Origin of the sequence: Achromobacter deleyi, from assembly GCF_902859705.1 — a bacterium.
In the GTDB taxonomy this organism is placed as follows: domain Bacteria; phylum Pseudomonadota; class Gammaproteobacteria; order Burkholderiales; family Burkholderiaceae_B; genus Achromobacter; species Achromobacter deleyi.
Genome location: NZ_CADIJO010000045.1, coordinates 1 through 24,346, shown reverse-complemented (window position 1 = coordinate 24,346; position 24,346 = coordinate 1). Strand labels below are relative to the sequence as shown.

Below are 24,346 nucleotides of genomic sequence, written 5' to 3'. Positions count from 1 at the left end.
CCCTAAGAGTACGAAGCCGCATGCTTGGGTAGACTGCACAACCATAAGAATCGGGGCCAGCAGCAGGAGACAGGGCGCGTCCGCCGCGCCCAGGCAACGGATGCCCATAGAAGGCGATCCGGGCCGCACAAGGAGGTGCATCGTGGCCAGATCCGTATTCGCATTCGGAGGCATCTGGGGTTTACTGCGCCGGCTCAACCGCGGCCGCGCCGCGCTGTCCGATCGCCCGCTATCCGTCAGTCCGGCCGCCAGGCCGCTTTACCGCTTTCTGTCCGGCATCCGCAGCCGCGTCGTGACCGTGCGGCAATCCAGCATCGAAATCGCCCTGAATACCGCCCGCACCCAGTTCCAGGCGGGGCGCTGCGCCGTGCTGGCGCAGGAGCAGGCGCGCGCGGCCGAGGCCCTGGCCGCCAGTGGCGCGCAGATCGCGGCCCTGTCCGCGTCCACCTCGACCCATGCGCGCGAGATCGCACAGGTCTCCGGCCAGAACCTGCGGGCCGCCGAGCAGGCGCTGTCGGAACTGTCCGACGTCAAGGAACGGGTCGACCGCATGACCCGCGAGATGGCCACGTTCACGACCGTAGTGGAACAGCTGACCGGCCGGGCGCGCTCGGTGGGCGACATCAGCAAGCTCATCAAGGACATTGCCTTGCAGACCCAGCTGCTGGCGCTGAACGCCGGGGTCGAGGCGGCCAGGGCGGGCGACGCCGGCCGCGGCTTCGCAGTGGTGGCCAGCGAAGTCGGCCGGCTGGCCGAGCGGGTCAACGCGGCGACCAGCGACATCGGCCGCCATACCGGCGAAATGCTGGAACTGGTGGATTCGACCCAGCGCCAGACCGGCCTGTTGCGCGAAGACGTGGACGCCTCTGGCGCGGTGCTGGACAAGACCCGCCAGGATTTCCAGCATTTCGTGCGCGACTTCGACAGCATGAACCGCCAGGTGGGCGAGGTGGTGCAGGCCATCGGCGAGGTCGACGCCACCAACCACGGCATGAGCCAGGACGTCAGCCGGATCGCGGCGCTGAGCGCCGACGTGCGCGAGCGGGTGGCCAGCATGTCCGGCGAAATCGACCGCATCCGGCGCCAGACCGAGAGCGTGCAGGAAGTGCTGTCGGACATGCGCACGGGCAATACGGCGTTCGACCGGCTGTCCGAAACGCTGGATGCCTTCCGGCTGGCGGCCATCCGGCTGCTGGAGCACGCCCAGGGGCGCGGGCTGGACGTGTTCGATCGCCATTACCAGCGGATCGCGGGCAGCGAGCCGCCGCGCTATCACACGGCCTACGACCGGGGCATTGACGAGGCGCTGACGCGCCTGCTGGACAGCGTGCTGGAGGCGGTGCCCGGCGGCAGTTACACCTTGCTGGTGGATCAGCGCGGTTACGCCCCGGCGCACAACAGCCGCTATTCCCACCCGCCCAGCGGCGATCCGGCCCAGGACATCTTGCGGTCGCGCCACAAGCGCATCTTCGACGATCCGGTCGGGGCCCGCCTGGCGGCCAACACCGAAACCCTGCTGTTTCAGACCTATTCCCGGGATACCGGGGAGATCGTCAACGACATTTCGGTGCCCCTGTACCTGGACGGCGAGCACTGGGGCGCGGTCCGGATCGGGCTGGATTACATGCGCTTCCAGGCCGCCCTGGCGGCCGGCGAACCCGGCCGGCACCCGCTGGCGGCGGCGGGCTGAGGAATAGCGCCGCTTTCCCCCCGTTTCTTGGCTTATCGCCAAACGGCCATGCCACCTAGAATCTCGGCGGGCAGCTCGTAATCCGTCAATCCGCGAGCCGCAACGACACCGCAGAGCATGGCCGAAGAAAGCGACCTCGAGAAATCCGAAGCCGCCTCTCCCAGGCGCCTGGAAAAGGCGCGCGAGGAGGGGCAGATTGCGCGTTCCCGGGAACTGGGCACGTTCATGATGCTGGCCGCCGGTGTCGCGGCCATCTGGATGGGCGGCGGCTCGCTTTATCAGGGACTGAGCGGGGTGCTGCGCGGCGGGCTGGCGTTCGATCAGCGGGTGGTGACCGACCCGGGCGTGATGGTCGAAGTGGCCGTCAACGGCTTTGGCCATGCCCTGATGGTGATCCTGCCGATCTTCGGCCTGCTGGCCGTGATTGCCGTGCTGTCCAGCGTGCTGCTGGGCGGCATCGTGATCTCGGGCAAGCCGCTGTCGCCGAATTTCTCGAAACTGAGCCTGTTCGCCGGCCTGAAACGCATGTTTTCGGCGCAGACGGTGGTGGAACTGGTCAAGGCGCTGGCCAAGGCCCTGCTGGTGGGCGGGGTGGCCGTCTGGATCATCTGGCGCTACCACGACGACATGCTGGGCCTGATGCACGTGGCGCCGACGGCGGCGCTGACCAAGGCCCTGAGCCTGGTGGCGATGTGCTGCGCCTTCATCGTGGCCTCGCTGATGGTGATCGTGATGCTGGATGTGCCGTGGCAGATCTGGAGCCACCTGAAAAAGCTGCGCATGTCCAAGGAAGACGTGCGCCAGGAACACAAGGAAAGCGAGGGCGACCCCCACACCAAGGCCCGCATCCGCCAGCAGCAGCGCCAGGCCGCGCGCCGCCGGATGATGTCCGAAGTGCCCAACGCCGACGTGGTCGTGACCAACCCGACCCACTACGCGGTGGCGCTGAAGTACGAAGAAGACAAGAACGGCGCGCCCAAGGTGCTGGCCAAGGGCACCGGGCTGATCGCGGCCAAGATCCGCGAACTGGCCGCCGAACACCGCATTCCCACATTGGAGGCGCCGCCGCTGGCGCGCGCCCTGTATCAACACGTCGACCTGGGTAAAGAAATCCCGGCCGAGCTATATACCGCGGTCGCGGAAGTGCTGGCGTGGGTATTCCAGTTGCGCTCATGGCGTTCGGGATGGGGGGTCGAACCGACGGCGCCCACGTCCCTGGCCGTGCCCGCCGAGCTGGACCCGCAGGCCAAACCCGCAGCACAAGGAGTTTAAGGAATGAGCGCTTTGCTCACCATGTTGAAAAGCAGCGGAGGCACGCACGCGCGCCTTCTGGCCGGCCCCGTCCTGATCGTGATGGTGCTGGGCATGATGGTGCTGCCGCTGCCCACCTTCCTCCTGGACTTGCTGTTCACCTTCAACATCGCCTTGTCGGTGATGATCCTGCTGGTGGCCATGTTCACGCGCAAGCCGCTGGACTTTGCCGCCTTTCCGGCGGTGCTGCTGTTCGCCACGCTGCTGCGCCTGTCGCTGAACGTCGCCTCGACCCGGGTGGTGCTGCTGCATGGCCACACCGGGCCGGACGCCGCGGGCAAGGTGATCGAGGCCTTCGGCCACTTCCTGGTGGGCGGCAACTTCGCCGTCGGTATCATCGTCTTCATCATCCTGACGATCATCAACTTCATCGTCATCACCAAGGGTGCGGGCCGCATCGCCGAAGTCGGCGCGCGCTTCACCCTGGACGCCATGCCCGGCAAGCAGATGGCCATCGACGCCGACCTGAACGCCGGCCTGATCGGCGAGGACGAGGCCCGTCGCCGCCGCGCCGAGGTCTCGCAGGAATCCGACTTCTTCGGCTCGATGGACGGCGCCAGCAAGTTCGTGCGCGGCGACGCCATTGCCGGCCTGCTGATCATGGCCATCAACATCATCGGCGGCCTGATCGTGGGCGTGGCCCAGCACGACATGTCGATGAGCGATTCGGCCCGCGTCTACACGCTGCTGACCATCGGTGACGGCCTGGTGGCCCAGATCCCGGCGCTGGTGATCTCGACCGCGGCGGGTGTGGTCGTGTCGCGCGTGTCGACCGACCAGGACATCGGCCAGCAGATCATCAGCCAGCTGTTCTCGAACCCCGCCGTGCTGTTCCTGACGGCCGGCATCATCGGCATCATGGGCCTGATTCCCAACATGCCGCACGTTGCCTTCCTCACCCTGGCCGGCGGCCTGGCCTGGGGCGGCTGGGCGCTGCACAAGCGGCGCAAGGCGGCCGAGGTGGCTGCCCGAGATGTGCCACAGCAAGCCGTGACGCAAGCGCAGGCCGCGGCGGCCGAAGCCAGCTGGGACGACGTGTCGATGGTGGATCAGCTGGGCCTGGAAGTGGGCTACCGGTTGATTCCCCTGGTGGATCATGCCCAGAACGGCGAGCTGCTGCACCGCATCCGCAGCCTGCGCAAGAAGTTCGCCCAGGACGTGGGCTTCCTGCCGCCGGTGGTGCACATCCGCGACAACCTCGAGCTCAAGCCGAACGACTATCGCATTCTCTTGTCCGGCGTCGAGATCGGCCACGGCGTGGCCATGCCGGGCCAGTGGCTGGCGATCGACCCGGGCGGCGTCACCATGCAGATCAAGGGCACGCCCACCACCGATCCGGCCTTCGGCCTGCCGGCGCTGTGGATCGACGGCAGCCTGCGCGACCAGGCCCAGGTGGTCGGCTACACGGTGGTGGACGCCGGCACCGTGGTGGCGACCCACTTGAACCACCTGATGCACCGCCACGGCTCGAACCTGCTGGGCCGCCAGGAAGTGCAGCAACTGCTGGACCGCATCGGCCGCGACGCGCCCAAGCTGGTCGAGGACCTGGTGCCCAAGACCCTGTCGCTGACCGCGCTGCAGAAGGTGCTGCAGGGCTTGCTGGCCGAGGAAGTGCCGATCCGCGACATGCGCACGATCATCGATACCCTGTCCGAACACGGTCCGCGCCTGGCGGCGCTGGCGGCCGGGGCGGGCGGGCAGCCGGACATCAACGAACTGATCGCGCTGACGCGCCGCGCGCTGGGCCGCGCCATCACCCAGCAATGGTTCCCGGGCGAAGGCGAACTGCGCGTCATCGGCCTGGACGTCAAGCTCGAACGCGTGCTGTCCCAGGCGCTGACCACCAGCGGCGGGCTGGAGCCCGGCCTGGCCGACACGTTGCTGCGCGAGACGCAGGCGGCGGTCGAGCGCCAGGAATCGCAGGGCAATGCGCCGGTGCTGCTGGTATCGCCGGTGCTGCGCGCGCCGCTGTCGCGCTTCCTGCGCCACCATTTGCCGCAGTTGGGTGTGTTGTCGAATACGGAAATTCCGGATGAGCGCATGGTCCGCGTGACCGCGCTGATCGGCGGGGGTAATGGTCAATGAAGATAAGCCGCTTCTTTGGGGCGAATAGCCGCGACGTCATGCGCCAGGTGCGCCAGGTGCTGGGGCCGGACGCGCTGATCGTGTCGAACCGCAGCGTCGATGGCGGCATCGAAGTGCTGGCCACGGTGGAGGGCGCGTTCGACGACGTGCCGCAGGAATCGCCGCGTCAGCCGGCGCCGCAGGAGACCGCGCCTGCGCCGGCCTATGCCGCGCCGCAGCCTGGTTATGGCGCCCCTCAGCCGGCCTACGCTGCGCCTGCCGCCGCGCCGCAGCCGGCCTATGTTCCGCCGCAGCCCGCCTATGCCGCGCCGGCCGCCGTGCCGCAGCCCGGCTATGCTGCGCCGGCCCGCTCCATCGCCGCGTATCAGTCTGCTTACGCTTCGTCGGCATTGCCGGAGCAGGATGAACCGCAGGAATCGGTCGCACCGTCGGCGCCGCCCGTCGTCGCGGCACCGCCTGCCGCTGCCGCGCCCGTCGCGCCGGTGCGCATGGAAATGCCCGCCTTGCCGCCGCTCTCGCGCGAGCAGCCGGCTGCACCCCGGCCGCCGATGGCGCGTATGCCGCAGGCGCCCCAGCCGGATGCGGCCCAGCCGCCCGTCGCCCGCATGCCCGCCATGCCGGCGCCGCAGCCGACCGCGTTGCAGCCGATCTTGCCGCAACCGACCTCGCCGCAACCGATGGCGCCCCAATCGCCCATGTCCCGCATGCCCGACGCGCCTCTGCGCAACGGACCGGTGGTGCCGCCCGCGGCCTTGCCGGGCGATGCCGCAGCCGGCCTGCAGGACGCGATCAGCGCCTTGCGCGGCGCGCTGGAAAGCCGCATGGACGGCCTGCTGTGGGGCGGCCGCCAAGGCCCTGGCCGCGAGCCGGCCGGCGCTGCCTTGTTCCGCAGTCTGCTGGACGCGGGCTTCAGCACCAAGCTCGTGCGCGCGCTGGTCGAGCGCATGCCGGAAGGCATGTCCGCCGAGGCCGCGCTGGCATGGGCCCGCAATGAACTGGTGACCCACCTGCCGGTGCTGGGATCGGAAGACGAATTCCTGGGCGGCGGCGTGTACGCGCTGGTCGGCCCGACCGGCGTGGGCAAGACGACCACCCTGGCCAAGCTGGCGGCGCGCTGCGTCGCCCGCGAGGGCCGCGAGCAGGTGGCCATGCTGACCACCGACAATTTCCGGATCGGCGCGCTGGAACAGTTGCAGATATATGGCCGCCTGATGGGCGTGCCGGCGCACTCGGTGCGCGATGCCGGCGAACTGCGCCGCATCCTGGCCGAACTGGGTAACCGCAAGATCGTGCTGATCGACACCACCGGCATCAGCCAGCGCGACCGCCATGTGGCCGAGCAGGCCGCCATGCTGTGCAACGCCGGCAAACCGGTGCGCCGGCTGCTGGTGCTGAACGCCGCCAGCCAGGGCGACACGCTGGACGAAGTGGCGCATGCCTACCGCAATGGCGTGGGCGAGGACGTGGCCGGCTGCATCATCACCAAGCTGGACGAAGCCTCGCGCCTGGGCGCGGCGCTGGACACCGCGATCCGCCACCGGCTGCCGATCCACTATTCGTCGATCGGCCAGAAGGTGCCCGAGCACCTGGAGCTGGCCCGCGCCGACGCCCTGATCGACCGCGCCTTCGCCATGGTCGAGCGCGCCCGCGCCCTGTACACGCCCAGCGAAGCGGACCTGGCCTCGCTGTGGTCGGCCGCCCCGCGCGATAGTGCGGCCGTGGATCCGGCGCGGCGGCGCCAGCTGCTGGCGTCCGCCATCCTGCGTCCGCAGGGCGGCGCGGCCGCCATCGACGCCGCGCAGAACCTGGACGATGCCATCGGCTGGCTCGACAGCGACGCGGCCTGCGTGCAGGCCCGCGCGTCGTGGCGCGAATATGTCAGCGACGGCGCGGGTTCCAGCCTGGCCGCGCTGGGCGAATCGCCCCTGGCGATGGTGCGGCGCGAATTCTCCAGCGCCTGCGACCGCCATCTGCTGGCCATGCACGGCAAGACCAGCATGAAGGGTGAGGGCCTGCCGGGCGGCACGCTGCTCAGTTCGGTCCTGATGAGCGATCGCGGCGCCGCGATGGCCGCGCCGGCCCAGCAATTGGTGTTGCCGCACGGCATGCTGTCCTCGTTCGACCCCGCCAGCGCGGCCCAGCCGGACACGGCGCTGGCGCTGGAAGCCCGCATCGGCTGGCTGGGCGGCCAGCTCGATCGCCTGCCGGTGGTGCACATGCTGGAAGCCGGCACGTCCGCCTTGTGGCAGAGCCTGAGCGAGCAGGGCGTGTCGTGGGTGGCGCGCAACCCGGGCGGCCTGCGCGTGATCCAGGATGAATGCCCGACCAACCTGAACGCGGTCGGCAAGAGCGTCGGCTACCTGCCGGTGGGCCAGCCGGGCGACATGCCCGGCCTGCGCGCCGTACCGGGTTCGCGGCCGGCGCCTTTGGCCCTGTGGGCCTCGGGGACCGAAATCGGCCTGCCGGGCCGGGGCGACGACACGCGCCTGCGGCTGGTCTGCGCCCGCCTGATCGACACGGCTAGCGGCGAGGTCGCCGGCCAGCTTTTTGGCCTGACCAACCTGACGGCCAGCCAGGCAGACGCTGCCACCGTGGCGCGCTGGCTGGTCCTGCAGGAAGAGGCCCGCGCCGGTTTCCGCTACATGGCCAACGCCTGGCAGGCGCTGCCGGCCGTCGATGGCGCCCACACCCTGGCGCGTCAATCGCTGATGGCCGGCCAACTGGGCGCGGCGTGCTGGCAGCTGGCGCACGCGCCGGCCGCCGATTCCGCGCGCTCGACGCTGTCGGGCGTGGTCAGCGCCGACCGCAAGCTGTCGGGACGTCTGTTGCCGGTAGCATTGCTGAAAATGTTCGCCCTGCTGGAAATGGCTGAAGGCTAAAACAAAACAGCCCGCTGATGCGGGCTGTTTTCTTTGGGCGGGCCGGCGGTCAGCCGGCGACGATGGGCTTGCGGCCCGGGGCGCTACGGGCGCCGCGGCCTTGCGCGTCGTAGGTGGACGTGACGCCCATGCCGCCCAGGTTGCGCAGGGCATCCAGCGATTGCTGGTTGTAGCGCATGTGCACGTCGATCAGGGCGCCGTTGCGCATGTTGATTTCATTGGCCGACGCCGATTTGGTCAGCAGCGCCTGCCACACGCCCGACAACTGCGGGTGCTGCACGGCGGCCTGTTCGGTGCCGGCGTGTCCGGCGGGCAGGCCAAGTTCGGCCAGCAAGCCGTCGCGGGTGTGGCTCAGGTCGACCAGTTGCTGGGCCACGTTGCCCTTGCGTTCGGTGACGTCATGCAGCGCGTCGACGTTGCCCGGGCCGACCAGCACCTTGGTTTCTTCTTCCAGGATGGCGGAGAACTCGGTGATCAGGGCATCTTCCTGCTTGAGGCAGGCTTGCAGGGAATCGACAGGGTTCATGGTCATGCGGGTGGCTGCGGTCGTGAGGAGAATCGGACTGAGGCAAACGGCCTGGCGTGGCAGGCTTACTTCAACAGGTCGCGGGCGCTGGCGATCAGGCCGTCAGCGATGCGGCTGGTATCGATCTTGAGCTGGCCCGAGGCGATGGCTGCGCGGATGGCAGCGACGCGTTCGACATTGATGTCGTTCGAGCCGTCCTGCAGGGCGAGCATTTTGCGCGAGGCCGAGCTCAGCGCGACTTGCGAGCTGCTGGCGCCGCTGCCGCCGCCGGCGCCGTAGGCCTGGGCGACCGAGGACTCGGCGCGGGGGCTGACGGCGTCGGCCGAGATGGGCCGGTTGGTGGTCGAATTGATTTTCAAGGTTTTCTCCGCAGGGCGTCCTGGGTCGATGTGCGACGGTTCCGCCTACTTATGTCTCTGTAACGACAGGGCTGGAAGGAACTTTAGGGTAGACCGGCCTCTGCCGCTGCGCGATATGTAACATAGCCTAAAGTTGTATTTCGACCAGCCCGGCGTTGCGCACGACGCCCGTCACGACCTGCCCGCTGGCGGTGCGCACCTGCACCGTGGCGCCGGGCGCCGCGTTGTCCAGGGCCTGGCCCTCGCTGCTGACCACGAAGCCGTTGCCGCGGGCGTTGATGCGCACATTCGAGCCGCGCGTGACCGACTGGGCGTTGCGCAGGGCGGCGCCCTTGACCGGCTGGCCGGCATTGATGCGATAGGCCGCCGTCATGCCCACCACGGTATCCGGGTTGGTGATGACGCCCGGGGGCAGGGCGACCAGGTCGCCGTCGCGCGGCGACAGGTCGGCTGGCGTCAGGGCCTGGCCGGCCGCGATCATGCGCGAGGCCACGTAGTAGTAGCCGGGCACGCTGACCGTGGCTTGCACGTAGGTGGTCCAGGGCTTGGGCGCATTGCAGCGCACGCCCACGGTCATGCGCGACCGGGGCTTCATGCCCGCCGGCATAAATGGGGACAAGGCATCGCAGGGCGCCAGCCGCTCGACCCGCGGCGGGTCGATGGCGACCGACGGCTGGCCGGACAGGCCCGCCAGCTGTTCCAGCAGATAGGCCTGCGCGGCGATGACGATTGCCTCGGGCGCCTGGACGGCTTCTTGCGCCTGGGCCGCCGCGGCGGGGGCCAGGAGCAGGGCGGCCAGGCAGGCGGCGCGCGCGCGAATGCTTGCGGGGAATTTCATGATGACTGAATTGTAGAAGCCCGCGCCGCTTGGCAATACGTGAATTGGATGAGAAATGACGGGTTATTTGGCTGATTGTGTTCTGCCTGCGGCCCCTATGATGCCGTCATCCAATGGGATAACGGTGCGTCCGCTGTCCCGGGTTTCATCCGTATTGAAGGCGATCCGATGCTAGACAGGCTTAACGAAGATTTCCGCTTCTACCAGCAGTCCCTGGGACTGCGCGCACAGCGCCAGGAAGTGCTGTCCTCGAACATCGCCAACGCCGACACGCCCAACTACAAGGCGCGTGACTTCGACTTCAAGGCCGCGATGCAGAACGCGATGGAAGGGTCCAAGCGCCTGCCGGACACCTCGCTCACGCTGACGTCGGCGCGCCATATTCCCGCCAAGGCCGTGTCGCAGGGTCCGACGGACCTGCTGTACCGCCTGCCGTACCAGCCCAGCCTGGACGGCAACACGGTGGACATGGACATCGAACGCGTCCAGTTCGCCGACAACACCTTGCACTACCAAAGCACCATGCAGATGCTGTCCGGCCGTATCCGGACCATGATGGCCGCCATCCAGGATTGATTTTCATAGGGAGCCGCAGGCAATGTCCTTGTTGAGCATTTTCGATATCGCCGGTTCGGCGCTTAGCGCGCAATCGCAGCGCATGAACGTGGCGGCCAGCAACATGGCCAACGCCGACAGCGTGGTGGGCCCCGACGGCCAGCCGTACCGCGCCCGCCAGGTGGTGTTCCAGGTCAACCCGTCGGCCGGCCAGGCCCTGGGCCAGGAGATCGGCGGCGTGCGCGTGGCCGGCGTGATCCAGGACCAGTCGCCCCTGAAGCAGGTCTATGACCCCAAGCATCCGCTGGCCGATGCCCAGGGCTACGTCAGCATGCCCAACGTCGATCCCGTGGCCGAAACGGTCAACATGATCGCCGCGTCGCGTTCGTACCAGGCCAACGTCGAAGTGCTGAACACCGCCAAGAGCCTGATGCAGAAGACGCTGACCATCGGTCAGTCCTGATTCCCACATTCCGCGCGCCGCGCCGCCCGCGCGGAATAATCCAGACAAAGTGAATTCATGACCACCGTCGACCAATCCACGAGCAAGACCGGCCTGGGCCTGGCGCAATCGGGCGCCAACGGCTCGTCCACCGCGCAAGGGCTGCAGGACCAGTTCCTGAAGCTGCTGGTGACGCAGCTGAAGAACCAGGATCCCCTGAACCCGATGCAGAACGCCGAGCTGACGTCGCAATTGGCGCAGATTTCCACGGTGGAAGGCATCAACAACCTGAAGAACACCATGCTGGCCATCAGCGGCCAGATCGACGTGTCGCAGTCGATGAATGCGGTGGCCATGATCGGCAAGGGCGTGCTGATTCCGGGCTCGACCGTCAAGCTGGGTGTGGATGCCGAGCACCCGTCCGAGCGCGTGGTCACGCCTTACGGCATCGACCTGCAAGGCGATGCGAACAAGGTGCAGGTGCGGATTTCGGATTCCAACGGCGCCGTCGTGCGCACCATGGAACTGGGCCAGAAGGGCGCCGGCGTGTACACGCTGGATTGGGACGGCAAGAACGACGCCGGCGTGGCGCTGGACGCGGGCGCGTACACCGTGTCGGTGTCGGCGTCGGATGCCGACGGCAAGAAGGTTTCCGCTGAAGTGCTGAAGTACGGTCAGGTCAAGAGCGTGGCGTACTCCACCAACGGCTTGCGTCTGGACCTGGGCCTGGACGGCCAGACCAGCATGCTGGATGTGCGCAAGGTGATCGGCGCCTGACGCGGGCCGGTTTGATTATCAGCCGGCGCCACGGCGGCGGTTTCCACATTAGAGATTAGCGAGAGAAAACATGGGCTTCGGACAAGGATTGAGCGGCTTGAACGCCGCTGCGCAGAACCTGGACGTCATCGGCAACAACATCGCCAACTCGGGCACCGTCGGCTTCAAGTCGTCGACCGCGTCGTTCGCCGACGTGTACGCCAGCTCGCGCGTGGGCCTGGGCACCAAGGTGTCGGCGATCACCCAGCGCTTCACCGTGGGCACCGTGAACGGCGGCGGCGGCGAATACGACATCGCCATCGACGGCGCCAAGGGCATGTTCCGCGTCACCGACCAGAGCGGCGCCGTAATGTACACCCGCAACGGCGAGTTCCTGGTCGACAAGAACAACTTCATCGTCAACGCCCAGGGCTACCGCCTGACCGGCTACCCCGCTGGCGCCATTGGCGCCAACCCGGTCGAGCTGCAGCTGCCCACCGCCAACGTGGCGCCCAAGGCGACCACCACCGCGACCACCGTGGCCAACCTGGATGCCAACGCCAAGGTCATCTACGAAACCAACACCGTGACCTCGCCGGCCGTGAACGGCTCGGTGACGCTGACCGGCACCACGCCGCCGTCGCCCGCCACGCAATACGACTTCACCCGCGACCCGGTGGGCAACATCGTCTGGGTGAACCAGCCGCCGGCCGGCACCTACGGCGCCGCGCCGAACCTGATCACCGTCGACGCCGCCGGCGCCGTCACCACGGGCGACCTGGCCCAGGTGCCCGGCTACAAGAACTACACGGCCGCCGTGACCGAAGTCGGCAAGCCGTTCGACCCCAAGGTCACCAGCAGCTACACCAACGCCTCGCCCATGACGGTCTATGACTCGCTGGGCAACTCGCACCAGGTGATGCAGTACTTCGTCAAGCGCGCGGCCGATGCCGCGGGCAACAGCACCTACGACGTCTACTACACGATGGACGGCCAGGCCATGGCACCGACCACGCAGGTCGGCGCCACCTGGGGCAACCCGGCCAAGTTCACGTTCAACAAAGCCGGCGTGATGACCAGCGCCCCGACCATCAACCTGTCGTTCGCGACCCCGGGCGGCGGCACCACGCCCGCCGATCCGCTGGCGATCGCCGTGAACTACACCGGCACCACCCAGTACGGCAGCGCCTACGCGCTCAAGTCCGTGCCGGACGGCTACACCTCGGGTGAATTCCGCGGCATCAACATCGGCGCCGACGGCAGCCTGGTGGCCGACTACACCAACGGCGAAACGTCCGTGGTGGGCACCATCGTGCTGGCCGACTTCGCCAACCTGCAAGGCCTGCAGCCGGTGGGCAACAACGCCTGGAAGGAAACGTCGACCTCGGGTCAGCCGATCCTGGGCCAGCCGGGCAGCAACGGCCTGTCCAAGGTCGTGGGCCAGGCGACCGAAGCCTCGAACGTGGACATGAGCAAGGAGCTGGTGAACATGATCATCGCCCAGCGCACCTACCAGGCCAACTCGCAGACCATCAAGACCCAGGACGAAATCATGCAAGTCCTGATGAACCTGAAGTAATGGCTGACGGGCAAGCGACGACACCGACGGAATAGGCAATGGATCGAATCATCTACACCGCCATGAATGGCGCAGCGCGGATCACGGAGCACCAGGCCGCGCTCTCCAACAACATGGCCAACGTGAACACGCCGGGCTTTCGCGAGCAGATCGCGCTGTACCGGTCGGTTCCGGTGAACGACGGCGTGAGCCTGCCGACGCGTGTCTCGACGGTGGCGTCCACGCCCCGCAACAACTTCGAAATGGGCAACATGCAGACCACGGGCCGCGACCTGGACGTGGCGCTGGCCAGCTCGAACGGCTGGATCGCCGTGCAGACCCCGCAGGGCGAGGCCTATACCCGCGCCGGCAGCCTGCAGGTGGGCGTGAACGGCCTGTTGCAGACCTCGCTGGGCCAACCGGTGATGTCCGACCAGAACGGCATCATCGACGTGCCCGACCAGGCCTCGCTGACGATCACGTCCGATGGCACCATCACTGCCATCGGCGCGGGCGACGCACCCAACAACATCCTGAACCTGGGGCGCATCAAGCTGGTCAATCCGCCGGAAGCGCAACTGGTGCATGGCGACGACGGCGTGTTCCGCCTGGCGCCGGTCAATGGCCAGCCGGCGCCGCCGGCCCCTGCCGACCCCAGCCTGCGGGTGCTGTCCGGCGTGCTGGAAGGCAGCAACACCAACCCCATGGCGGCGATGGTGGGCATGATCGAAAACGCCCGTCGCTTCGAGCAGCAGATGCAGGTGGTGCAGCAGGCGGATCGCAACGCCGAGCGCGCCAACGGCATCCTGTCGGTCAGCTGATCCCAATACCAATTTTCGCGGGCGGCCCGGCCGCCGTAGCAGGAGTACTTCATCATGATGCGTTCACTGTGGATTGCCAAGACGGGCCTGGAAGGTCAACAGACCTCGATGGACGTCATTTCCAACAACCTGGCCAACGTCTCGACCAACGGCTTCAAGCGCGGCCGCGCCGTGTTCCAGGACCTGATGTACCAGACCCTGCGCCAGCCGGGCGCCCAGGTGGGCGACGCCACGCAGCTGCCTTCGGGCCTGCAACTGGGTACCGGCGCGCGCGTGGCTGCGACCGAACGCATCCACACCACCGGCGGCCTGAACAACACCGGCGGCGAACTGGACGTGGCGATCAACGGCCGCGGCTTCCTGCAGGTCGAGCTGCCTGACGGCACCCAGGCCTACACCCGCGACGGCGCGCTGCAGCGCGACCAGAACGGCCAGCTGACCACGGTCAGCGGCTACGTGATCCAGCCGCCCATGAACGTGCCGGACAACGCCTTGTCCATCTCCATCGGCAAGGACGGCATCGTCTCGGTGACGCAGCCCGGCGCAGCCGGCGTGAACGTGCAGATCGGCCAGTTGCAGGTCGCCACGTTCATCAACCCCACCGGCCTGCAAAGCGTGGGCGAGAACCTGTATCTGGAAACCGACGCGTCGGGTCCGGCCAACCTGCTGCAGCCCGGCGTCGATGGCGCCGGTACGTTCATGCAGAACTACGTGGAAACGTCCAACGTGAACGTCGCTGAAGAACTGGTCAACATGATCACGACCCAGCGCGCCTACGAAATGAACAGCAAGGCCGTCAAGACCTCGGACGAAATGCTGGCCCGCCTGACCCAACTGTGATGCCCATGTCTGTCCTGCGCCTGGTTTCGAGTGCGGCCCTGGCTTTGCTGGTGGCCGGTTGCGCCATGATTCCGCCCGAACCCATCGTGACCGGGCCGACGACGGCGGCGCCGCCGCCGCCGCCGATGCCCATGGCGCAGCCCACGGGCTCGATCTACCAGCCCACGACCTACGGCAACTATCCGCTGTTCGAGGACCGCCGGCCGCGCAACGTCGGCGACATCGTCACCATCGTGCTCAACGAGAAGACGAACGCCTCCAAGAACGTGGCCACCAACACCAATCGCAGCGGCAACGCCAGCCTGGGCATCGCCGCCGCGCCGTCCTTCATGGACAGTTGGGCCAACGCCAACCTGAACCTGGATGCCAAGGGCGGCAACGTGGCCCAGGGCAAGGGCGACAGCACGGCCAACAACGCGTTCACCGGCACCATCACCACCACCGTGGTGGGCGTGATGTCCAACGGCAACCTGCAAGTGGCCGGCGAAAAGCAGATCGCCATCAACCGGGGCAGCGAATACGTGCGCTTCTCGGGCGTGGTCGATCCGCGCTCGATCACCGGAACGAACACCGTGTCGTCCACCCAGGTGGCCGATGCCCGCATCGAATACCGCAGCAAGGGCGTCATGGACGAAGTCCAGACCATGGGCTGGCTGCAACGCTTCTTCCTGATCGCTTCGCCGTTCTGACCATGAAACAACCCACTCCGATTTCCGCCTTGCTGTCCCTGCTGGCCCGCGTGTGCGTGGCGGCCGGCCTGTTGGCCGGCGCTTCGGCGGCGCACGCCGAACGGCTCAAGGACCTGGCGTCGATCCAGGGCGTGCGCGGCAACCAGCTGATCGGCTATGGCCTGGTGGTGGGGTTGGACGGCAGCGGCGACCAGGTGCGCCAGACGCCGTTCACGCAGCAGAGCCTGACCAACATGCTGTCGCAGCTGGGCATCACCGTGCCCGCCGGCAGCAACATGCAATTGAAGAACGTGGCCGCCGTGATGGTCACGACCACCTTGCCGGCGTTTGCCCGGCCCGGCCAGACGCTGGACGTGGTGGTGTCGTCCATGGGTAACGCCAAGAGCCTGCGCGGCGGCACCTTGCTGATGACCCCGCTCAAGGGGGCCGACAGCCAGGTCTACGCCATCGCCCAGGGCAACATCCTGGTCGGCGGCGCGGGCGCGTCGGCGGGCGGCTCCAGCGTGCAGATCAACCAGTTGAACGGCGGGCGCATCAGCGCCGGTGCGATCGTCGAACGCGGCGTGCCGACCACCTTCGCCCGTGACGGCTACATCTACCTGGAAATGAACAACACCGACTTCGGCACCGCCCAGAACGTGGTGGCGGCGCTGAACCGCAAGTTCGGCCAGGGCACGGCCACGGCGCTGGACGGCCGGGTGGTGCAGGTGCGCAGCCCGATGGAGCAGGCCTCGCAGGCCCGCTTCCTGTCGCAGATCGAAGACCTGCAGGTGACGCGCGCACCGACGGTGGCCAAGGTCATCATCAATGCCCGCACCGGCTCGGTCGTGATGAATCGCACGGTGATGATCGAAGAGGCCGCCGTGGCCCACGGCAACCTGTCGGTCATCATCAACCGCCAGAACCAGGTGTCGCAACCGGACACGCCCTTCACCGAAGGGCAGACGGTGGTGGTGCCCAATACCCAGATCGAAGTGCGCCAGGACAATGGCTCCTTGCAGCGCGTCACCACCAGCGCCAACCTGGCGGATGTGGTCAAGGGCCTGAACGCCCTGGGCGCCACGCCGCAGGACCTGCTGGCGATCCTGCAGGCCATGAAGAGTGCCGGCGCGCTGCGCGCCGAGCTCGAGATCATCTGACCGCCATGGCCTATACCAACGACGCCGCGCGCGTGGGCAGCCGCCAGGACTCCGTGTTCGACATGGGGCGCCTGTCGGACCTGAAGCGCGATGTGACCAAGGATCCCGACGGCCCCGGCACCGACCAGCAGAAGCAGGTTGCCAAGCAGTTCGAGGCCCTGTTCCTGCAGATGATGCTCAAGCGCATGCGCGAGGCCACGCCCAAAGAGGGCCTGTTCGACTCGCAGCAGACGCAGATGCTGCAATCGATGGCCGATGAGCAGCTGGCGCTGCACCTGGCCACCCCGGGCATCGGCCTGTCCAAGTCGATCCTGGCGCAGATGCAGCAGGGCAAGCCGGGCGACCTGTCGGCCGACGCCGTCAAGAACCTGGGGCAGGGCGCCGATTTCGACTTCCGTACCGGCAGCTCGCGCGAGGTGTCGGCGTTGATGGACGTGATGCGCAACAACCGCGCCAGCGACCGGGCCCTGGCTGCGGCCGAGGGTGCACCCGAACACGTCATCAATTTCGTCTCGAAGATGTCGCGCGCGGCCAACCTGGCCTCGCAGCAAAGCGGCGTGCCGGCCCGTCTCATCATGGGCCAGGCGGCCCTGGAATCGGGTTGGGGCCAGCGCGAGATCAAGCATCCGGACGGCAGCACCAGCTACAACCTGTTCGGCATCAAGGCGGGCGCCAGCTGGAAGGGCAAGGTCGTCAACGTGCTGACCACCGAATACGAAGACGGTGTCGCAAAAAAGGTGACGCAACCCTTCCGCGCCTACGCCTCGTACGAAGAATCGTTTGCGGATTACGCCCGCCTGATCGGCAACAGCCCGCGCTACGAAAGCGTGACCCAGGCGCGCAACGAAGTCGAGGCCGCGCGCCGCATCCAGGCCGCCGGCTACGCCACCGACCCACAGTACGCACAGAAATTGATCGGTGTCATGGGCCAACTGCGAGGGGCCGCCGCCAAGGTGGATATTTCTCGCCAGATGTTGGAAGGACTCTAAATTTGGACCATCTGCTGCCGTTAAGCAGGTATCCAGACATATCAGTTGCGGTTACATACGGGGCATTGTCAGCATGAATCTGTATAAATTGGCATTGGGCGGGCTGAACGCGTCCCAGGCAGGCCTGGCCACCACCAGCCACAATATCAACAATGCCACCACGGTCGGTTACAACCGTCAGCGCGTCATGATTTCGTCGGCTGGCGCCCAGGCCACCAGCAACGGCTACATCGGCCGCGGTGTGCAGGTCGACACCGTCGTGCGCAGCTACGACAGCTTCCTGTACAAGCAGCTGGTCGGCGCGCAGGGCAGCGGCGCCCAATTGCAGGCCCAGTTCGACCAGGTCTCGCAGGTCAACAACCTGTTTGCCGACCGCACGGTGGGCATTGCGCCCGGCCTGTCCAATTTCTTCACCAGCATGAACACCGTGGCCAGCAAGCCGGCCGACCCCGCGGCCCGCCAGGACTTGCTGGGCAAGGCCAACAGCATGGCCACCCAGATCCGTTCGGCCTACCAGGAAATGCAGAACCAGCGCCTGGGCCTGAACACGCAGATCTCCACGACGGTGGACCAGGTCAATAGCTACCTGACCCGCATCGACGACCTGAACACGCAGATTTCGACCGCTCGCGCCAAAGCTGGCGGCAATCCGCCCAACGATTTGATGGACCAGCGCGACCAGGCCGTGTCGGAGCTGAACCAGCTGATCGGCGTGACCACGTACGAGCAGGGCGACAAGATCAATATCTCGCTGGCCTCGGGCGGCCAGGCGCTGCTGTCGGGCCAGACCATCTACCCGCTGCAAGCGGTGTCCTCGTCCAAGGACGTGAGCCGCACCGTCATCGCCTACACGCTGCCGGCCGGTTCGGGCGGCAAGACCGTGTCGGTGGAACTGAACGACTCCGAGGTCACCGGCGGCAAGCTGGGCGGCCTGTTGCAGTTCCGCGCCACCTCGCTGGACGTGATGCAGGCTCAGCTGGGCCAGATGGCCGTCGGCCTGGCGCTGTCGTTCAACGACCAGCACAAGCAGGGCCTGGACTCCGCCGGCAACCCCGGCACCGATTTCTTCAGCGTCGGCAAGCCCCAAGGTGTGCCGAACGCCAACAACAAGAGCGGTGCGCAGATCAGCGGCACGTTCACCAATGTGAACAATATCAACGCCAAAGATTACGAGATCGCGTTTGACGGCACCAATTACATGGTGACGCGCCTGCCGGAAGGCACCCAGGTGTACAACGGCCCGGCCAACGGCACCCCGCCGACCGCGACCCTGAACCTGGATGCCGAAATGGGCGTCACGCTGACGATCGACGCGCCGCCCCAGGCGGGCGACAAGTGGTCGCTGTCGCCCACCCGCGACGCCGCCCGCGACATCAACGTGCTGATCACCGATCCGAACAAGATCGCCGCGGCCGACGCCACCGGCGGCGACGCCAACGGCAAGAACGCCCTGAAGCTGGCGCAGCTGCAGACGGCCAAGGTGCTGGGCCACGGCACGATGAGCGTCAACGAGATGTTCTCGCAAGTGGTCAACACCGTCGGCGTGCAGACGCAGCAGATCAAGTCGGCCGCCACCGCCCAGGCCAACCTCATCACGCAGAAGCTGGAAGCGCAGCAAGCCGTGTCGGGCGTGAACCTGAACGAAGAATACGTAAGCCTGTCGCTCTACCAGGAGCAATACCAGGCAAGCGCTCGCATCATCGACGTAGCAAGCACGTTGTTCGACACGCTGCTGGGTTTGCGCGGCTGATCGGACCGTTGAATCGTGACCAATAAAGATAAATTCGGAGCTTCCCCATGCGCCTGAGCACCTCCATGATGTATTCGAACGGCCTGAAGGGCGTTCTTTCTCAGGAATCCGACATGAACCGCCTGGTCGAGCAGGTGGGCAGCGGCAAGAAGTTCCTGACCCCCGCCGACGACCCGCTGTCGGCGTCGCTGGCGATCAACGTCGCACAGACGCAGAGCATGAACTCGACGTACTCGCTGAACCGCGGTACGGCCAAGACCAATCTGGGCCAGGAAAACAACATTCTGGATTCGATCACGACCGCGCTGGCCGACGTGCGTACCCGCGTCGTGCAGGCCGGTAACGGCACCTTCGCCGACAGCGACCGCCAGGCCTTGTCCACCGCCCTCAAGAGCGCTCGCGATGCGCTGCTGGGCCTGGCCAACAGCACCGACGGCAACGGCCAATACCTGTTCTCCGGCTACCAGGGCGGCGTGATTCCGTACGCCCAGGACGCCAATGGCAAGATCGTCTACAGCGGCGCTACCGGCGAGCGCACGGTGCAGGTAGACCAGTCGCGGCAGATGTCCACCAGCGACATCGGCAGCGATATCTTCAACCGTGCCAATCCGGGCTCGCAGGCTTATGTCAGTACCGCCGCGTCGGCCAACAAGGGCTCCGCGCAGTTCAGCACGGTGTCGGTGACGCCGGGCAGCCCCAACATCGGCAAGAACTTCAGCCTGCAATTCGAATCGGACCCCGCCACGGGCAACATGGGCTATCGCGTCATCACGACCTCGCCCAACGCCAATCCGCCGGTCCCGCCCGTCACCACCCCGGCGCCGCCGGCCGTGCCGACGCCCTACAAGCCGGATTCGTCGATCGATTTCGGCGGCGTGGCAGTGACGGTCAAGGGCACGCCGCAGAACGGCGACGTGATCGATGTCGAGAGCATGCAGTCGGCCAACGTCGACATGTTCAACACGCTGGACAGCCTGATCAAGACGCTGGATTCGCCGATTGCAGGCGACGAAGTGGCCCTGGCCAAGCTGACCAATGAACTGGCCACGGCCAACAAGAAGCTGTCCAACACCTACGACAACGTGCAGACGGTCGCCGCCTCGGTCGGCGCCCGCATGAACGAACTGGAAGCGCTGGACGGCACGGGTGTCCAGAAGGGCCTGTCGTATTCCAAGTCCTTGTCGGACCTGGAAGACCTGGATTACTACTCGGGCGCCAGCCAGCTCGCCTTGCGCCAGGTGGCGCTGCAGGCGGCATCGGCTGCGTTCATGACCATCCAGGGCTCCAGCCTGTTCAGCCGCAAGTAATGCGGTGAGTCCATAGGCCGCGCCGGGAAGGCGCGGCAAGTTGCGCCCTTGCGGACGCTTCCGGTGCAGAGCCGGAGCGTCCGTGTGTGCGTGCAGGGTAGGAAATTTGTCGTTTCACGCTGCATAACGCTCGGATATTTCATGCTTGTCAATTTGAAAGTTCGCACCTGCATAGTTTTGGTGTTGTTGCTCTTCACGGGCGCCATGTTCATCTCCAACGGCGTGGCGTGGATGGGATTGAATTCCAGCAACGACAAGCTGGAACAGATCAATAACGCGTATTCGGACCAGGCGGTGCCGCTGAATCGCGCCTACACCGTGTTCCTGCGCGCGCGGCTGTTGCTGTCGACGTCGTTGATGGACATGCAGCAGGGCAAGACCGAGCAGGCGACCCAGCAGGCCAAGCGCTCGGATGGCCTGATGCAGGATGCGTTCAAGATGATGGACGCTTTCCGCAAGACGCCCCAATTGCCTGGCACCGAGCCGCTGCTGCAGGCCGTGGACGCCGCGCTCAAGGAATACGACAGCGTGCTCAAGCGCCAGTCGGCCGCGCTGGCCAGCATGGCGATTCAGGACTACCTGAACCTGAACGACGCCGCCAGCAACGTCAATACCAAATTCCGCGAAGCGGTCGATGCCTATCTGGGTTTCATCGACAAGCGCACCGACGAACTGGCCGCGCAGGCCGAAGTCGACCACAAGATTTCCCGCACCGTCACGATCGCCTTGCTCGCCATTGCGTTGCTGCTGGCCGTGGGTTGCTGGGTTTTCATCAGCCGTACGGTGCTGCGTCCGCTGCACGAAGCCAGCGACCATTTCGAGAAGATCTCGGGCGGTGACTTCACGGGCCGGATCGAGGTGCGCAGCACCAACGAGATCGGCCAGTTGTTCGCGGCCATCAAGCGCATGCAGGAAAGCCTGACCCGCACCGTGGCATCGGTACGCCGTGGCGTGGACGAGATCAACGTGGGTTCGCGTGAGATTTCCGCGGGCAACACCGACCTGTCCAGCCGTACCGAGCAACAGGCGGCCTCGCTGGAAGAAACCGCGGCGTCGATGGAACAGTTGGCCTCGACCGTGAAGCAGAATGCCGACAATGCGCGCCAGGCCAATCAGCTGGCGGCCAGCGCATCGGACGTGGCCGAGCGTGGCGGTTCCGCCGTGGCCGAGGTGGTCAGCACGATGCAGGGCATTTCGGCCAGCTCGCGCAAGATCTCGGAAATCGTGTCCGTCATTGATGGCATCGCTTTCCAGACCAACATTCTGGCGCTGAACGCCGCGGTGGAAGCCGCGCGTGCGGGCGAGCAGGGCAAGGGCTTTGCGGTGGTGGCGGGCGAAGTGCGCTCGCTGGCGCAGCGCAGCGCCCAGGCGGCCAAGGAAATCAAGGGCCTGATCGAAGACTCGGTGAGCAAGGTCGGCGCCGGTTCGCAACAGGTCGAGCGCGCGGGCGCGACGATGCAGGAAATCGTGTCGTCCGTGAAGCGCGTGACGGACATCATGGGCGAGATTTCGGCGGCGTCCGAAGAGCAGTCCAGCGGCATCGACCAGGTGAATCGTGCCGTGTCGCAGATGGACGAAGTGACGCAGCAGAACGCGGCGCTGGTGGAAGAGGCGGCCGCCGCGGCCGGTTCGCTGCAGGAACAGGCGCAGCGCCTGGCCGAGGCCGTGGCCGTGTTCAAGATCAATGCAGGCGGTGTGATTGACGTGCCGGCGCGCCAGTTGGCTCAGCAGCGCAGCGCGCCGCGGGTGGCTGCCTCGGCGCCTGCCCCCGAGGCGCAAGCCGCGGCCCCGGCCGCGCCGGCGCCCAAGGCTTCTGCCGAGCCGGAACCGGCTGCGGCCCCCAAGCCGGCGCCCGCGCCGCGCCTGGCCCAGCCCGCCCGCGCCAAACCCACCGCCAACAGCGGCGCCACGGCGGCACGCCCGCTGCGCCGTCCGGTCGTCAAGACCAGCGACGCCACGGATGCCAAGCCGCTCAAGCCGGCCTCCGCCGCGGCCCGCCGCGCGCCGCCCGCGGATGACGATTGGGAGTCCTTCTGACGGTCACGCCCGTCCTTGCATTGAACAGGTCGTAGAGAACAACTCCCCTTTACGTCCGGACGGCCAGATAGCGCCGCCCGGACGACCACCGGAACTATCGGAAAATGTTTAGCAATCTGAAGGTGCGCACGGGCTTGATGCTTGCCCAGTTGGCGGTCGCCGTGGCCGCGCTGGTTGCCATTGCCTTGGGTTGGAGCAACATGCAGTCCAATACCGAGGCGATCAACGCCTTGGACAGCTTGAGCGTGCAGCAGAGCAATCTGATCAAGGACGCCTACGTGCAGATGCTGCGCGCGACCATTCGCGCCGATCTGGCCGCGGCGCAACGCGCGGCGGGCGACAAGGCGGGTGCGGCGGAAAACACGCGCACCGTGCAGCAACTGATGGCTGACGCCAAGAAGAAGCTGGACAGCTTCAAGGCGATTCCGAAGACGACCGACATCGGCCGTACCGCCGAAGGCCAGCTGCTGGCCTCGTTCAATGGCTTTTCCGACGGCCTGCAGGCGATGCTGGCCGCGCTGGATCGGGGCGACAACGCCGAATACCTGAGCCTGAAGAACACCAAGACCGCCGCGGCCAGCGGTGCGTTTTCCAAGCAATTGACCGAGTTCGCGGCCACCATCAACAGCTACAGCGAAGAGCAGGTTGCGGCATCGCGTTCGCAGGCCACGGTGATGACGTATGTCTACATCGCCCTGGCGATCGTGATCCTGTTGGTGTCGCTGGGCGCCTTCCTGTTCATGAACCGGGTCGTGTTGCGGCCGCTGCGCCAGGTCAGCGACAGCTTTGACCGCATCGCGGGCGGCGACCTGACCACGCGCGTGGAAGTCCATTCCACCAACGAGATCGGCGCGCTGATGGCTGCCGTCAAGCGCATGCAGGAAAGCCTGACGCGCACCGTTTCGGCCGTGCGCCGTGGCGTGGACGAGATCAACGTCGGTTCGCGAGAAATCTCGGCCGGCAATACCGACCTGTCCAGCCGCACGGAAGAGCAGGCCGCATCGCTGGAAGAAACTGCCGCCTCGATGGAACAGCTGGCCTCGACCGTGAAGCAGAACGCCGACAACGCCCGCCAGGCCAACCAGCTGGCGGCCAGCGCATCGGACGTGGCCGAGCGCGGCGGTTCCGCCGTGGCCGAAGTGGTCAACACGATGCAGGGCATTTCGGCCAGCTCGCGCAAGATCTCGGAAATCGTGTCGGTCATCGACGGCATTGCCTTCCAGACCAACATCCTGGCGCTGAACGCGGCCGTGGAAGCCGCGCGTGCCGGCGAGCAGGGCAAGGGCTTTGCGGTGGTGGCGGGCGAAGTGCGCTCGCTGGCCCAGCGCAGCGCCCAGGCGGCCAAGGAAATCAAGGGCCTGATCGAGGACTCGGTGACCAAGGTCGGCGCCGGTTCGCAACAGGTCGAACGTGCCGGGGCGACGATGCAGGAAATCGTGGCGTCGGTGAAGCGCGTCACGGACATCATGGGCGAGATCTCGGCGGCGTCCGAAGAGCAGTCCAGCGGCATCGACCAGGTGAATCGTGCCGTGTCGCAGATGGACGAAGTGACGCAGCAGAACGCGGCGCTGGTGGAAGAAGCCGCCGCCGCGGCAGGCTCGCTGCAGGAACAGGCCGAACGCCTGGTCGAGGCGGTGGCCGTGTTCAAGATCAACGCAGGCGGCGTGATTGACGTGCCGGCCCGCCAGTTGGCCCAGCAGCGCAGCGCGCCGCGGGTGGCGGCCCCGGCTGCCGTGCAGCCCGCCGAGCCGGCGCCGCAGGCCAAGATTGCTGCC

20 protein-coding genes are annotated in these 24,346 nt (G+C 66.8%); 17 read left to right on the top strand and 3 right to left on the bottom strand.

Annotated elements, in window-relative coordinates; genetic code table 11:
- Positions 1–142 precede the first annotated feature (142 nt).
- The 4 genes from HV798_RS30725 (at position 143) to flhF (ending at position 7,965) form a co-directional block, all read left to right on the top strand.
- Positions 143–1,690, top strand: a complete 1,548-nt coding sequence (locus HV798_RS30725) for a methyl-accepting chemotaxis protein (RefSeq protein ID WP_246289330.1) — start codon at positions 143–145, stop codon at positions 1,688–1,690.
- 117 nt (positions 1,691–1,807) lie between these two features.
- Positions 1,808–2,962, top strand: a complete 1,155-nt coding sequence (gene flhB, locus HV798_RS30720) for a flagellar biosynthesis protein FlhB (RefSeq protein WP_175193817.1) — start codon at positions 1,808–1,810, stop codon at positions 2,960–2,962.
- Between the two features lie 3 nt (positions 2,963–2,965).
- The gene (gene flhA / locus HV798_RS30715) at positions 2,966–5,086 is read left to right on the top strand and encodes a flagellar biosynthesis protein FlhA (protein WP_025138899.1); all 2,121 of its coding nucleotides are present in this window, start codon (positions 2,966–2,968) and stop codon (positions 5,084–5,086) included.
- The gene (flhF, locus tag HV798_RS30710) at positions 5,083–7,965 is read left to right on the top strand and encodes a flagellar biosynthesis GTPase FlhF (RefSeq protein WP_175193816.1); all 2,883 of its coding nucleotides are present in this window, start codon (positions 5,083–5,085) and stop codon (positions 7,963–7,965) included. The genes flhA and flhF overlap by 4 nt, the downstream gene beginning before the upstream one ends.
- Positions 7,966–8,014: 49 nt before the next feature.
- Here the strand turns inward: flhF and HV798_RS30705 are convergent, their stop codons facing one another.
- The 3 genes from HV798_RS30705 to flgA form a co-directional block, all read right to left on the bottom strand.
- Complete coding sequence (locus HV798_RS30705) at positions 8,015–8,491, bottom strand: flagella synthesis protein FlgN (protein WP_175193893.1); 477 nt, start codon at positions 8,489–8,491, stop codon at positions 8,015–8,017.
- A gap of 65 nt (positions 8,492–8,556) precedes the next feature.
- Positions 8,557–8,850 (bottom strand): flagellar biosynthesis anti-sigma factor FlgM, encoded by a 294-nt coding sequence (gene flgM / locus HV798_RS30700; protein WP_006385251.1) that lies wholly within the window; start codon positions 8,848–8,850, stop codon positions 8,557–8,559.
- Positions 8,851–8,977: 127 nt separating this feature from the next.
- Positions 8,978–9,688 carry a flagellar basal body P-ring formation chaperone FlgA gene (gene flgA, locus HV798_RS30695; RefSeq protein WP_175193815.1) on the bottom strand — a complete coding sequence of 237 codons (711 nt, stop codon included), beginning with the start codon at positions 9,686–9,688 and terminating at the stop codon, positions 8,978–8,980.
- A 168-nt stretch (positions 9,689–9,856) separates the two neighbouring features.
- On the opposite strand from flgA, the gene flgB reads away from it, so the two are divergent.
- The 13 genes from flgB to HV798_RS30630 form a co-directional block, all read left to right on the top strand.
- On the top strand, positions 9,857–10,264 hold the full coding sequence (gene flgB, locus HV798_RS30690) for a flagellar basal body rod protein FlgB (protein ID WP_025138895.1): 408 nt from the start codon (positions 9,857–9,859) through the stop codon (positions 10,262–10,264).
- Between the two features lie 22 nt (positions 10,265–10,286).
- On the top strand, positions 10,287–10,706 hold the full coding sequence (gene flgC / locus HV798_RS30685) for a flagellar basal body rod protein FlgC (protein WP_175193814.1): 420 nt from the start codon (positions 10,287–10,289) through the stop codon (positions 10,704–10,706).
- Between the two features lie 57 nt (positions 10,707–10,763).
- Positions 10,764–11,462, top strand: a complete 699-nt coding sequence (locus HV798_RS30680) for a flagellar hook capping FlgD N-terminal domain-containing protein (protein ID WP_175193813.1) — start codon at positions 10,764–10,766, stop codon at positions 11,460–11,462.
- A gap of 70 nt (positions 11,463–11,532) precedes the next feature.
- Positions 11,533–13,020, top strand: coding sequence for a flagellar hook-basal body complex protein (locus HV798_RS30675; protein ID WP_175193812.1), 1,488 nt, complete (start codon positions 11,533–11,535; stop codon positions 13,018–13,020).
- Between the two features lie 38 nt (positions 13,021–13,058).
- A complete protein-coding gene (locus HV798_RS30670) occupies positions 13,059–13,820 on the top strand; it encodes a flagellar basal body rod protein FlgF (RefSeq protein WP_025138891.1) in 762 nt (253 codons plus the stop codon).
- Positions 13,821–13,874: 54 nt separating this feature from the next.
- Entirely contained in the window at positions 13,875–14,660 is a 786-nt protein-coding gene (gene flgG, locus HV798_RS30665; protein ID WP_006394443.1) for a flagellar basal-body rod protein FlgG, read from the top strand.
- Positions 14,660–15,349, top strand: a complete 690-nt coding sequence (locus HV798_RS30660; RefSeq protein ID WP_175193811.1) for a flagellar basal body L-ring protein FlgH — start codon at positions 14,660–14,662, stop codon at positions 15,347–15,349. The genes flgG and HV798_RS30660 overlap by 1 nt, the downstream gene beginning before the upstream one ends.
- A gap of 2 nt (positions 15,350–15,351) precedes the next feature.
- Entirely contained in the window at positions 15,352–16,488 is a 1,137-nt protein-coding gene (locus HV798_RS30655) for a flagellar basal body P-ring protein FlgI (RefSeq protein WP_025138889.1), read from the top strand.
- Between the two features lie 5 nt (positions 16,489–16,493).
- Positions 16,494–17,477 carry a flagellar assembly peptidoglycan hydrolase FlgJ gene (gene flgJ, locus HV798_RS30650; protein WP_025138888.1) on the top strand — a complete coding sequence of 328 codons (984 nt, stop codon included), beginning with the start codon at positions 16,494–16,496 and terminating at the stop codon, positions 17,475–17,477.
- A 73-nt stretch (positions 17,478–17,550) separates the two neighbouring features.
- A complete protein-coding gene (gene flgK, locus HV798_RS30645) occupies positions 17,551–19,227 on the top strand; it encodes a flagellar hook-associated protein FlgK (protein ID WP_175193810.1) in 1,677 nt (558 codons plus the stop codon).
- Positions 19,228–19,274: 47 nt separating this feature from the next.
- Entirely contained in the window at positions 19,275–20,534 is a 1,260-nt protein-coding gene (gene flgL / locus HV798_RS30640) for a flagellar hook-associated protein FlgL (RefSeq protein ID WP_175193809.1), read from the top strand.
- 141 nt (positions 20,535–20,675) lie between these two features.
- Positions 20,676–22,571: a methyl-accepting chemotaxis protein gene (locus tag HV798_RS30635; RefSeq protein WP_175216630.1), complete on the top strand. Its 1,896-nt coding sequence runs from the start codon at positions 20,676–20,678 to the stop codon at positions 22,569–22,571.
- A 104-nt stretch (positions 22,572–22,675) separates the two neighbouring features.
- The coding region (locus HV798_RS30630) for a methyl-accepting chemotaxis protein (RefSeq protein WP_175216629.1) at positions 22,676–24,346 on the top strand (1,671 nt) is incomplete at its 3' end.

Excerpts from the sequence above, each read along its gene's own strand:
- HV798_RS30655 (WP_025138889.1), top strand. The coding sequence starts at position 15,352 with ATGAAACAACCCACTCCGATTTCCGCCTTGCTGTCCCTGCTGGCCCGC.
- flgL (WP_175193809.1), top strand. The coding sequence starts at position 19,275 with ATGCGCCTGAGCACCTCCATGATGTATTCGAACGGCCTGAAGGGCGTT.
- flgK (WP_175193810.1), top strand. The coding sequence starts at position 17,551 with ATGAATCTGTATAAATTGGCATTGGGCGGGCTGAACGCGTCCCAGGCA.
- flhA (WP_025138899.1), top strand. The coding sequence starts at position 2,966 with ATGAGCGCTTTGCTCACCATGTTGAAAAGCAGCGGAGGCACGCACGCG.
- flhF (WP_175193816.1), top strand. The coding sequence starts at position 5,083 with ATGAAGATAAGCCGCTTCTTTGGGGCGAATAGCCGCGACGTCATGCGC.
- HV798_RS30675 (WP_175193812.1), top strand. The coding sequence starts at position 11,533 with ATGGGCTTCGGACAAGGATTGAGCGGCTTGAACGCCGCTGCGCAGAAC.
- flgC (WP_175193814.1), top strand. The coding sequence starts at position 10,287 with ATGTCCTTGTTGAGCATTTTCGATATCGCCGGTTCGGCGCTTAGCGCG.
- flhB (WP_175193817.1), top strand. The coding sequence starts at position 1,808 with ATGGCCGAAGAAAGCGACCTCGAGAAATCCGAAGCCGCCTCTCCCAGG.
- flgJ (WP_025138888.1), top strand. The coding sequence starts at position 16,494 with ATGGCCTATACCAACGACGCCGCGCGCGTGGGCAGCCGCCAGGACTCC.
- flgA (WP_175193815.1), bottom strand. The coding sequence starts at position 9,688 with ATGAAATTCCCCGCAAGCATTCGCGCGCGCGCCGCCTGCCTGGCCGCC.
- HV798_RS30670 (WP_025138891.1), top strand. The coding sequence starts at position 13,059 with ATGGATCGAATCATCTACACCGCCATGAATGGCGCAGCGCGGATCACG.
- flgG (WP_006394443.1), top strand. The coding sequence starts at position 13,875 with ATGATGCGTTCACTGTGGATTGCCAAGACGGGCCTGGAAGGTCAACAG.
- HV798_RS30680 (WP_175193813.1), top strand. The coding sequence starts at position 10,764 with ATGACCACCGTCGACCAATCCACGAGCAAGACCGGCCTGGGCCTGGCG.
- flgB (WP_025138895.1), top strand. The coding sequence starts at position 9,857 with ATGCTAGACAGGCTTAACGAAGATTTCCGCTTCTACCAGCAGTCCCTG.
- HV798_RS30660 (WP_175193811.1), top strand. The coding sequence starts at position 14,660 with ATGCCCATGTCTGTCCTGCGCCTGGTTTCGAGTGCGGCCCTGGCTTTG.
- HV798_RS30705 (WP_175193893.1), bottom strand. The coding sequence starts at position 8,491 with ATGAACCCTGTCGATTCCCTGCAAGCCTGCCTCAAGCAGGAAGATGCC.
- HV798_RS30635 (WP_175216630.1), top strand. The coding sequence starts at position 20,676 with ATGCTTGTCAATTTGAAAGTTCGCACCTGCATAGTTTTGGTGTTGTTG.